The 10,062-nt window shown below is 48.9% G+C and carries 6 protein-coding genes and 2 pseudogenes; 4 read left to right on the forward strand and 4 right to left on the reverse strand.

All coding sequences use genetic code 11. The features are described from left to right. Positions 1–134 precede the first annotated feature (134 nt). The 3 genes and pseudogenes from aroA to ABZJ92_RS18480 all read right to left on the reverse strand — a co-directional run bounded on the left by aroA (position 135) and on the right by ABZJ92_RS18480 (position 3,402). Positions 135–1,418: a 3-phosphoshikimate 1-carboxyvinyltransferase gene (gene aroA / locus ABZJ92_RS18470; protein WP_000445222.1), complete on the reverse strand. Its 1,284-nt coding sequence runs from the start codon at positions 1,416–1,418 to the stop codon at positions 135–137. A gap of 70 nt (positions 1,419–1,488) precedes the next feature. Continuing rightward, a complete protein-coding gene (gene serC / locus ABZJ92_RS18475) occupies positions 1,489–2,577 on the reverse strand; it encodes a 3-phosphoserine/phosphohydroxythreonine transaminase (protein ID WP_000057149.1) in 1,089 nt (362 codons plus the stop codon). A gap of 198 nt (positions 2,578–2,775) precedes the next feature. Then, positions 2,776–3,402, reverse strand: a pseudogene (locus ABZJ92_RS18480) (DUF421 domain-containing protein). A gap of 129 nt (positions 3,403–3,531) precedes the next feature. Between ABZJ92_RS18480 and ycaO the strand changes: the two are divergent. The 4 genes from ycaO to pflA all read left to right on the forward strand — a co-directional run bounded on the left by ycaO (position 3,532) and on the right by pflA (position 9,825). Then, positions 3,532–5,292, forward strand: coding sequence for a 30S ribosomal protein S12 methylthiotransferase accessory factor YcaO (gene ycaO / locus ABZJ92_RS18485; protein WP_005051051.1), 1,761 nt, complete (start codon positions 3,532–3,534; stop codon positions 5,290–5,292). A 406-nt stretch (positions 5,293–5,698) separates the two neighbouring features. After that, positions 5,699–6,556 (forward strand): formate transporter FocA, encoded by an 858-nt coding sequence (gene focA, locus ABZJ92_RS18490; RefSeq protein WP_000642544.1) that lies wholly within the window; start codon positions 5,699–5,701, stop codon positions 6,554–6,556. A 54-nt stretch (positions 6,557–6,610) separates the two neighbouring features. After that, positions 6,611–8,893, forward strand: a complete 2,283-nt coding sequence (gene pflB / locus ABZJ92_RS18495) for a formate C-acetyltransferase (RefSeq protein WP_001292813.1) — start codon at positions 6,611–6,613, stop codon at positions 8,891–8,893. Between the two features lie 191 nt (positions 8,894–9,084). After that, positions 9,085–9,825, forward strand: coding sequence for a pyruvate formate lyase 1-activating protein (gene pflA / locus ABZJ92_RS18500; RefSeq protein ID WP_000111043.1), 741 nt, complete (start codon positions 9,085–9,087; stop codon positions 9,823–9,825). Positions 9,826–9,906: 81 nt separating this feature from the next. Here pflA and ABZJ92_RS18505 read toward each other — a convergent pair. Next, a pseudogene (locus tag ABZJ92_RS18505) lies at positions 9,907–9,987 on the reverse strand (NAD(P)H oxidoreductase); the annotation flags it as partial. Positions 9,988–10,062 lie beyond the last annotated feature (75 nt).

Here is a 10,062-nt window from a genome sequence, read left to right on the forward strand (position 1 = left end):
CGGAAACAAGTGAGCGTTTCCGGATTCTTACACAGCCACTGGATCGGTCAACTGATCCTTAACTGATCGGCATTACGACAATGTGCCGACGTTTTGATAAAGAAAGATTTGGCTATTTATTGCCCGTTGTTCATTCAGGCTGCCTGGCTAATCCGCGCCAGCTGCTCGAAATAATCCGGAAATGTTTTGGCCGTGCATTTGGGATCAAGAATCGTCACTGGTGTATCTGACAACGCCACCAGCGAGAAACACATCGCCATCCGGTGATCATTGTATGTCGCGATCTCGGCAAAGTTCAGTTTTTCCGGAGGAGTGATACGAATGTAATCGTGCCCCTCTTCCACTTCCGCGCCGACTTTACGCAGTTCTGTTGCCATCGCAAACAGGCGATCGGTCTCTTTAACACGCCAGTTATAGATATTGCGCAGCGTGGTGGTGCCTTTTGCAAATAACGCCGCCGTGGCAATGGTCATCGCCGCATCAGGAATATGGTTCATATCCATATCAATAGCGTTCAGTTCACCACGCGTGCAGGAAATATAATCATCGCCCCAGCAAATGGTCGCGCCCATTTTTTCCAGCACATCAGCAAAGCGAATATCACCCTGCATACTGTTACGTCCAATACCGGTCACTTTTACAGTGCCGCCTTTGATTGCTGCTGCTGCCAGGAAGTAAGAAGCCGAAGATGCATCGCCTTCGACCAAATAAGTACCCGGAGACTGATAAGACTGCCCGCCTTTTACGACAAATTGTTGATAGTGCTGATTTTCAATTTCAACACCAAACGTCTTCATCAGATTGAGTGTGATGTCGATATAAGGTTTAGAAACCAGATCGCCTTTAATACGAATCACCGTATCTTCCGGCGCAAGAGGCGCAGTCATTAACAGTGCGGTGAGGAATTGGCTGGAAACGGAGCCATCAACGTCAACGTTGCCGCCAGTAAAGCCGCCCTGTAAACGCAACGGCGGATAATTTTCTTGTTCCAGGTAAGTGATCTTCGCCCCGCCCAGGCGCAGCGCATCCACCAGATGACCAATCGGGCGCTCTTTCATACGCGGCTCACCGGTCAGCACAATATCATTGCTATCCAGACAAAGAGCTGCCGCCAGCGGACGCATTGCCGTTCCGGCGTTACCGAGGAACAACTCCAGGGCACCTTCTGCGTGTAATGGACCGCCGTTACCGATAATTTCGCAACGCGTACGATCGGCTGAAAGCGTATAGCTTAACCCTAACGCTGTTAATGCATTCAGCATATGGCGCACGTCGTCGCTATCCAGCAGATTGGTTAATACTGTTTTGCCGTGTGCTAATGCCGCAAGCAATAAAGCGCGGTTAGAAACGCTCTTGGAACCGGGCAGATTAATAGTGCCATCGACACGAGCGATGGGTTGTAACGTCAGGGATTCCATGAACTCAACTCTCTACAACAGAAATAAAAACCCCACAGGCTGGCTGTGGGGATTAAGCAAAATTTCGGCATTAACCGTGACGGCGTTCGAACTCAACCATGAAGTCTGTCAGCGCTTTAACGCCTTCCAGCGGCATGGCATTATAAATAGACGCGCGCATTCCGCCGACCACACGGTGTCCTTTCAGTGCATGAAGGCCTGCAGCAAAAGACTCTTCAAGGAACAATTTGTCAAGCGCACTGTCCGCCAACTGGAACGGCACGTTCATCCGCGAACGGTTAGCTTTCGCCACGTCATTGCGGTAGAAATCGCTGTTATCAATCACCCCATATAGCAGTTCTGCTTTTTGCTGATTGATTTTATCCATTTCAGCTACACCGCCGTTCGCTTTCAGCCATTTAAAGACCAGACCAGATAGATACCAGGCAAATGTCGGCGGCGTGTTAAACATGGAGCCGTTATCGTTGAGGATGGAATAATCCAGAATCGACGGACACGCGATATTCGCTTTGCCCAGCAAATCTTCACGAACGATGACGATTGTCAGGCCAGCCGGGCCGATATTTTTCTGCGCGCCAGCGTAAATTACACCATAACGGCTGACGTCAATCGGACGGGAAAGAATGGTTGAAGAGAAGTCGGCGGCGACCACCACATCTTTGCCGAAGTCTGGCGTCTCGTCGATGGCGATACCGTCGATGGTTTCATTCGGGCAGTAATGCATATAAGCCGCATTATCAGAGAGTTGCCATTCACGCATTGGCTTAACCGCGCGCAGACCATCAACAGTCACTTTGGCGTCAAAGACATTAGGCGTGCAGTATTTTTTCGCTTCTTTAATGGCACTTGCCGCCCAGTAACCGGCATCAACATAATCTGCGGTGGTTTTATCACCGAGAATATTCAGCGGTACCGCAGCAAACTGACCGCGACCACCGCCATGGCAGAATAATACCTTGTAGTTGGAGGGGACATTAAGAAGATCGCGAAAATCCTTCTCGGCTTCCTCTGCAACCTGAATGAACTCTTTGCCACGGTGACTCACTTCCATCACCGACGTACCAAGACCGTTCCAGTCGCGCAGTTCCTGTTGAGCCTGTTTAAGCACCTCTGCCGGTAGCATTGCCGGACCAGAACTAAAATTGAAGATTTGAGCCATTTCCCCTCACCACGTTGCGTTGCTATTAACCCGCGGTCAATCGATTGCGACCACAGGTAATACATTATTCCTGTGGCTATCGGTTTTATCATTCAGTGACACACATCGCAATGAGTAAAACCGTTGAGGGCAAAAATGTGGCTTGCATCACACAAAAGAATCTCTCGGATTATTAGCAAAAAGCCGATGTTTTTACTGTCAGGTCACCCGTTTTGCCCGACTTGCCTTCGTCCATTCTGGATTTGCACAGCGCGGACATAATTGTTTTTCCCCCGCGTTCATATGAATGATTTCACTACAACGAATGCAGGCATAGTCCGCCGACTCCGGCACCACTTTGTAACGCTGCGTACAATCACTGGGTAAAATAAGTAAACCCGGTTTCACCTTGTCATCTTCAAAGAAATAGACACTGATTTGCCCGTTGGTTTCGAGAATCGCCAGACGTACCTGCCCCAGCTGCTCCACGCCACGCAATCGTAGCTCCATAAAGAACTCAAATTCCGTCATGTTGGAGTTATTGAGTTTCGACCAGGCCAGCTCGCCATCACATTACCAGGCGGTATAACAACGCCAGAGTGATAAAGACGATAAGTACCGGCACCATCGGCACATCATCATAAAACGCCACATCTCCCGCCGCTGAACCCAGCGTGAGAATGATTAACACTTCAAACAGCGACATCTGTCGCACACCGCGTCTTCCGGTCATTTTGAGGAACAAAAAACCAGTACAAAGGTATAAAGACTACGTAGTGCAACTTCGCCAAGGAAATCAAAAGGCACTTTATCAAATGCCATACGGTGGAGATCGAACGCCTTCATTTTTATGCTCTTAACGTGGTTTATCCGCTAAAAGCATAGTCAACAGTTCATCGGCATGGCGGCGGTGATAGCGCCTTTGAGATAAAACCCGTATTATTGCGCGCTTTCCGTACGACTAAAGTGATTTTCATGACGCAAACATTTATCCCCGGCAAAGATGCCGCTCTGGAAGATTCCATCGCTCGCTTCCAGCAAAAACTTTCAGACCTCGGCTTTCAGATTGAAGAGGCCTCCTGGCTGAATCCCGTGCCTAACGTCTGGTCTGTACATATTCGCGACAAAGAGTGCGCACTGTGTTTTACCAACGGTAAAGGCGCAACCAAGAAAGCGGCGCTGGCTTCTGCACTCGGTGAATATTTCGAGCGTCTCTCAACCAACTACTTTTTTGCTGATTTCTGGCTGGGCGAAACCATCGCCAACGGTCCATTTGTGCATTATCCCAACGAAAAATGGTTCCCACTGAGCGAAAATGACGATGTGCCAGAAGGGCTGCTCGATGACCGTCTGCGCGCATTTTACGATCCGGAGAATGAATTGACCGGCAGTATGCTGATTGACCTACAATCCGGTAACGAAGATCGTGGTATTTGCGGTCTGCCGTTTACGCGCCAGTCCGACAATCAGACCGTTTATATTCCGATGAATATCATTGGTAACCTGTACGTTTCTAACGGTATGTCCGCTGGCAATACCCGCAACGAAGCACGCGTTCAGGGGTTGTCCGAAGTTTTCGAACGCTACGTGAAAAACCGCATTATTGCTGAAAGCATCAGCTTGCCGGAAATCCCGGCAGACGTGCTGGCGCGTTACCCAGCGGTGGTTGAAGCGATCGAAACACTGGAAACAGAAGGTTTCCCGATCTTCGCATATGATGGTTCCCTTGGCGGCCAGTATCCGGTGATTTGCGTGGTACTGTTTAATCCTGCAAACGGCACCTGCTTTGCCTCTTTCGGTGCGCATCCTGATTTTGGCGTAGCACTGGAACGTACCGTGACCGAGCTGCTGCAAGGTCGTGGCCTGAAAGATTTGGATGTGTTTACTCCGCCAACCTTCGATGATGAAGAAGTCGCTGAACATACCAACCTCGAAACGCACTTTATCGATTCCAGCGGTTTAATCTCCTGGGACCTGTTCAAGCAGGATGCCGATTATCCGTTTGTGGACTGGAATTTCTCCGGCACCACGGAAGAAGAGTTTGCTACGCTGATGGCTATCTTCAACAAAGAAGATAAAGAAGTTTATATTGCCGATTACGAGCATCTGGGCGTTTATGCTTGCCGTATTATCGTGCCTGGCATGTCCGATATTTATCCGGCTGAAGATCTGTGGCTCGCGAATAACAGTATGGGCAGCCATTTACGTGAAACGATTCTTTCGCTACCAGGCAGCGAGTGGGAAAAAGAAGATTACCTGAACCTCATCGAGCAACTGGATGAAGAAGGTTTTGATGACTTTACCCGCGTGCGTGAGCTGTTGGGTCTGGCGACCGGGTCGGATAACGGTTGGTACACCCTGCGTATCGGTGAATTAAAAGCCATGCTGGCGCTGGCTGGTGGCGATCTGGAACAGGCTCTGGTCTGGACCGAATGGACGATGGAGTTTAACTCATCAGTATTTAGTCCGGAACGCGCCAACTATTATCGCTGCCTGCAAACGTTGTTATTACTGGCACAGGAAGAAGATCGCCAGCCGCTGCAATATCTGAATGCGTTTGTTCGCATGTACGGCGCAGATGCCGTAGAAGCCGCCAGTGCGGCAATGAGCGGCGAAGCGGCGTTTTACGGCCTGCAACCGGTAGATAGCGATCTGCACGCGTTTGCTGCACATCAGTCGTTGTTGAAGGCCTACGAAAAGCTGCAGCGCGCCAAAGCAGCATTCTGGGCAAAATAAAATCAAATAGCCTACGCAATGTAGGCTTAATGATTAGTCTGAGTTATATTACGGGGCGTTTTTTTAATGCCCCGCTTTACATATATTTGCATTAATAAAATAATTGTAATTATAAGGTTAAATATCGGTAATTTGTATTTAATAAATACGATCGATATTGTTACTTTATTCGCCTGATGCTCCCTTTTAATTAACTGTTTTAGCGGAGGATGCGGAAAAAATTCAACTCATTTGTTAATTTTTAAAATTTATTTTTATTTTGGATAATCAAATAGTTACTCCGTATTTGCATAAAAACCATGCGAGTTACGGGCCTATAAGCCAGGCGAGATATGATCTATATCAATTTCTCATCTATAATGCTTTGTTAGTATCTCGTCGCCGACTTAATAAAGAGAGAGTTAGTGTGAAAGCTGACAACCCTTTTGATCTTTTACTTCCTGCTGCAATGGCCAAAGTGGCCGAAGAGGCGGGTGTCTATAAAGCAACGAAACATCCGCTTAAGACTTTCTATCTGGCGATTACCGCCGGTGTTTTCATCTCAATCGCATTCGTCTTCTATATCACAGCAACCACTGGCACAGGCACAATGCCCTTCGGCATGGCAAAACTGGTTGGCGGCATTTGCTTCTCTCTGGGGCTGATTCTTTGTGTTGTCTGCGGAGCCGATCTCTTTACTTCCACAGTGTTGATTGTTGTTGCTAAGGCGAGTGGGCGCATCACCTGGTGTCAGTTGGCTAAAAACTGGCTAAATGTCTATTTTGGCAACCTGGTCGGCGCACTGCTGTTTGTACTTTTAATGTGGCTTTCCGGCGAGTATATGACCGCAAATGGTCAATGGGGACTAAACGTCCTACAAACCGCCGACCACAAAGTGCACCATACTTTTATTGAGGCCGTCTGTCTTGGTATCCTGGCAAACCTGATGGTATGTCTGGCAGTATGGATGAGTTATTCTGGCCGCAGCCTGATGGACAAAGCGTTCATTATGGTGCTGCCGGTCGCGATGTTTGTTGCCAGCGGTTTTGAGCACAGTATCGCAAACATGTTTATGATCCCGATGGGTATTGTAATCCGCGACTTCGCATCTCCGGAATTCTGGACCGCTGTCGGTTCTGCACCGGAAAATTTTTCTCACCTGACCGTGATGAACTTCATCACTGATAACCTGATCCCGGTTACGATCGGTAATATTATCGGCGGTGGTTTGTTGGTTGGGTTGACATACTGGGTCATTTACCTGCGTGAAAACGATCACCATTAATGGTTGTCGAAGTACGCAGTAAATAAAAAATCCACTTAAGAAGGTAGGTGTTACATGTCCGAGCTTAATGAAAAGTTAGCCACAGCCTGGGAAGGTTTTACCAAAGGTGACTGGCAGAATGAAGTAAACGTCCGTGACTTCATTCAGAAAAACTACACTCCGTACGAGGGTGACGAGTCCTTCCTGGCTGGCGCTACTGAAGCGACCACCACCCTGTGGGACAAAGTAATGGAAGGTGTTAAACTGGAAAACCGCACTCACGCGCCAGTTGATTTTGACACCGCTGTTGCTTCCACCATCACCTCTCACGACGCTGGCTACATCAATAAAGCGTTGGAAAAAGTTGTTGGTCTGCAGACTGAAGCTCCGCTGAAACGTGCTCTTATCCCGTTCGGTGGTATCAAAATGATCGAAGGTTCCTGCAAAGCGTACAACCGCGAACTGGACCCGATGATCAAAAAAATCTTCACTGAATACCGTAAAACTCACAACCAGGGCGTGTTCGACGTTTACACTCCGGACATCCTGCGTTGCCGTAAATCCGGTGTTCTGACCGGTCTGCCAGATGCTTATGGCCGTGGCCGTATCATCGGTGACTACCGTCGCGTTGCGCTGTACGGTATCGACTACCTGATGAAAGACAAATACGCTCAGTTCACCTCTCTACAGGCTGATCTGGAAAACGGCGTAAACCTGGAACAGACTATCCGTCTGCGCGAAGAAATCGCTGAACAGCACCGCGCTCTGGGTCAGATGAAAGAAATGGCTGCGAAATACGGCTACGACATCTCTGGTCCGGCTACCAACGCTCAGGAAGCTATCCAGTGGACTTACTTCGGCTACCTGGCTGCTGTTAAGTCTCAGAACGGTGCTGCAATGTCCTTCGGTCGTACCTCCACCTTCCTGGATGTGTACATCGAACGTGACCTGAAAGCTGGCAAGATCACCGAACAAGAAGCGCAGGAAATGGTTGACCACCTGGTCATGAAACTGCGTATGGTTCGCTTCCTGCGTACTCCGGAATACGATGAACTGTTCTCTGGCGACCCAATCTGGGCAACCGAATCTATCGGTGGTATGGGCCTCGATGGTCGTACCCTGGTTACCAAAAACAGCTTCCGTTTCCTGAACACCCTGTACACTATGGGGCCGTCTCCGGAACCGAACATGACCATTCTGTGGTCTGAAAAACTGCCGCTGAACTTCAAGAAATTCGCCGCTAAAGTGTCCATCGACACCTCTTCTCTGCAGTATGAGAACGATGACCTGATGCGTCCGGACTTCAACAACGATGACTACGCTATCGCTTGCTGCGTAAGCCCGATGATCGTTGGTAAACAAATGCAGTTCTTCGGTGCGCGTGCAAACCTGGCGAAAACCATGCTGTACGCAATCAACGGCGGCGTTGACGAAAAACTGAAAATGCAGGTTGGTCCGAAGTCTGAACCGATCAAAGGCGATCTCCTGAGCTACGATGAAGTGATGGAGCGCATGGATCACTTCATGGACTGGCTGGCTAAACAGTACATCACTGCACTGAACATCATCCACTACATGCACGACAAGTACAGCTACGAAGCCTCTCTGATGGCGCTGCACGACCGTGACGTTATCCGCACCATGGCGTGTGGTATCGCTGGTCTGTCCGTTGCTGCTGACTCCCTGTCTGCAATCAAATATGCGAAAGTTAAACCGATTCGTGACGAAGACGGTCTGGCTATCGACTTCGAAATCGAAGGCGAATACCCGCAGTTTGGTAACAATGATCCGCGTGTAGATGACCTGGCTGTTGACCTGGTAGAACGTTTCATGAAGAAAATTCAGAAACTGCACACCTACCGTGACGCTATCCCGACTCAGTCTGTTCTGACCATCACTTCTAACGTTGTGTATGGTAAGAAAACTGGTAACACCCCAGACGGTCGTCGTGCTGGCGCGCCGTTCGGACCGGGTGCTAACCCGATGCACGGTCGTGACCAGAAAGGTGCTGTAGCGTCTCTGACTTCCGTTGCTAAACTGCCGTTTGCTTACGCTAAAGATGGTATCTCCTACACCTTCTCTATCGTTCCGAACGCACTGGGTAAAGACGACGAAGTTCGTAAGACCAACCTGGCTGGTCTGATGGATGGTTACTTCCACCACGAAGCATCCATCGAAGGTGGTCAGCACCTGAACGTTAACGTGATGAACCGTGAAATGCTGCTCGACGCGATGGAAAACCCGGAAAAATATCCGCAGCTGACCATCCGTGTATCTGGCTACGCAGTACGTTTCAACTCGCTGACTAAAGAACAGCAGCAGGACGTTATTACTCGTACCTTCACTCAATCTATGTAATTAGATTTGACTGAAATCGTACAGTAAAAAGCGTACAATAAAGGCTCCACGAAAGTGGGGCCTTTTTTAGCACGAGAGCCTTTTTTGTCAGCTATCTATACTTTAAGGTGACTGCCAAAACAGACTCGACGTAGCCTTCGAGCTGCGCACCAACACGGCCTCAGATGGGCCACATCTGGAGAAACACCGCAATGTCAGTTATTGGTCGCATTCACTCCTTTGAATCCTGTGGAACCGTAGACGGCCCAGGTATTCGCTTTATCACCTTTTTCCAGGGCTGCCTGATGCGCTGCCTGTATTGTCATAACCGCGACACCTGGGACACGCATGGCGGTAAAGAAGTTACCGTTGAAGATTTGATGAAGGAAGTGGTGACCTATCGCCACTTTATGAACGCTTCCGGCGGCGGCGTTACCGCATCCGGCGGTGAAGCAATCCTGCAAGCTGAGTTTGTTCGTGACTGGTTCCGCGCCTGTAAAAAAGAAGGCATTCATACCTGTCTGGATACCAACGGTTTTGTTCGTCGTTACGATCCGGTGATTGATGAACTGCTGGAAGTAACCGACCTGGTAATGCTCGATCTCAAACAGATGAACGACGAGATCCACCAAAATCTGGTTGGAGTTTCCAACCACCGCACGCTGGAGTTCGCTAAATATCTGGCGAACAAAAATGTGAAGGTGTGGATCCGCTACGTTGTTGTCCCAGGCTGGTCTGACGATGACGATTCGGCACATCGCCTCGGTGAATTTACCCGTGATATGGGTAACGTTGAGAAAATCGAACTTCTCCCCTACCACGAACTGGGCAAACACAAATGGGTGGCGATGGGTGAAGAATACAAACTCGATGGTGTTAAACCACCGAAGAAAGAGACCATGGAACGCGTGAAAGGCATTCTTGAGCAGTACGGTCATAAGGTAATGTTCTAATTTCCTCGTAAAGCGGCAACTTTATTGAGTTGCCGCTTTTTTATTCCGCGCTTCATTCTGCTACAGCGTTTTTAACACATCTTATAGTGCATCTACCATATCCCGTACCTGAGATAATAACGACTGATAATAGCTCGCGTGAAGTTCTTCCCCATCGAATACCGGTAATGCTGCCAACTTACTGATTTAGTGTATGATGGTGATTTTAAGGTGCTTGCGTGGCTTCCATTTCCATCA

The organism is Shigella sp. FJ200513, from assembly GCF_040495915.1.
Lineage (GTDB): Bacteria > Pseudomonadota > Gammaproteobacteria > Enterobacterales > Enterobacteriaceae > ECMA0423.

What these genes read in the sequence shown, in the direction of transcription:
- aroA (WP_000445222.1), bottom strand. Translation starts at nt 1,418, where the DNA reads ATGGAATCCCTGACGTTACAACCCATCGCTCGTGTCGATGGCACTATT.
- serC (WP_000057149.1), bottom strand. Translation starts at nt 2,577, where the DNA reads ATGGCTCAAATCTTCAATTTTAGTTCTGGTCCGGCAATGCTACCGGCA.
- ycaO (WP_005051051.1), top strand. Translation starts at nt 3,532, where the DNA reads ATGACGCAAACATTTATCCCCGGCAAAGATGCCGCTCTGGAAGATTCC.
- pflB (WP_001292813.1), top strand. Translation starts at nt 6,611, where the DNA reads ATGTCCGAGCTTAATGAAAAGTTAGCCACAGCCTGGGAAGGTTTTACC.
- pflA (WP_000111043.1), top strand. Translation starts at nt 9,085, where the DNA reads ATGTCAGTTATTGGTCGCATTCACTCCTTTGAATCCTGTGGAACCGTA.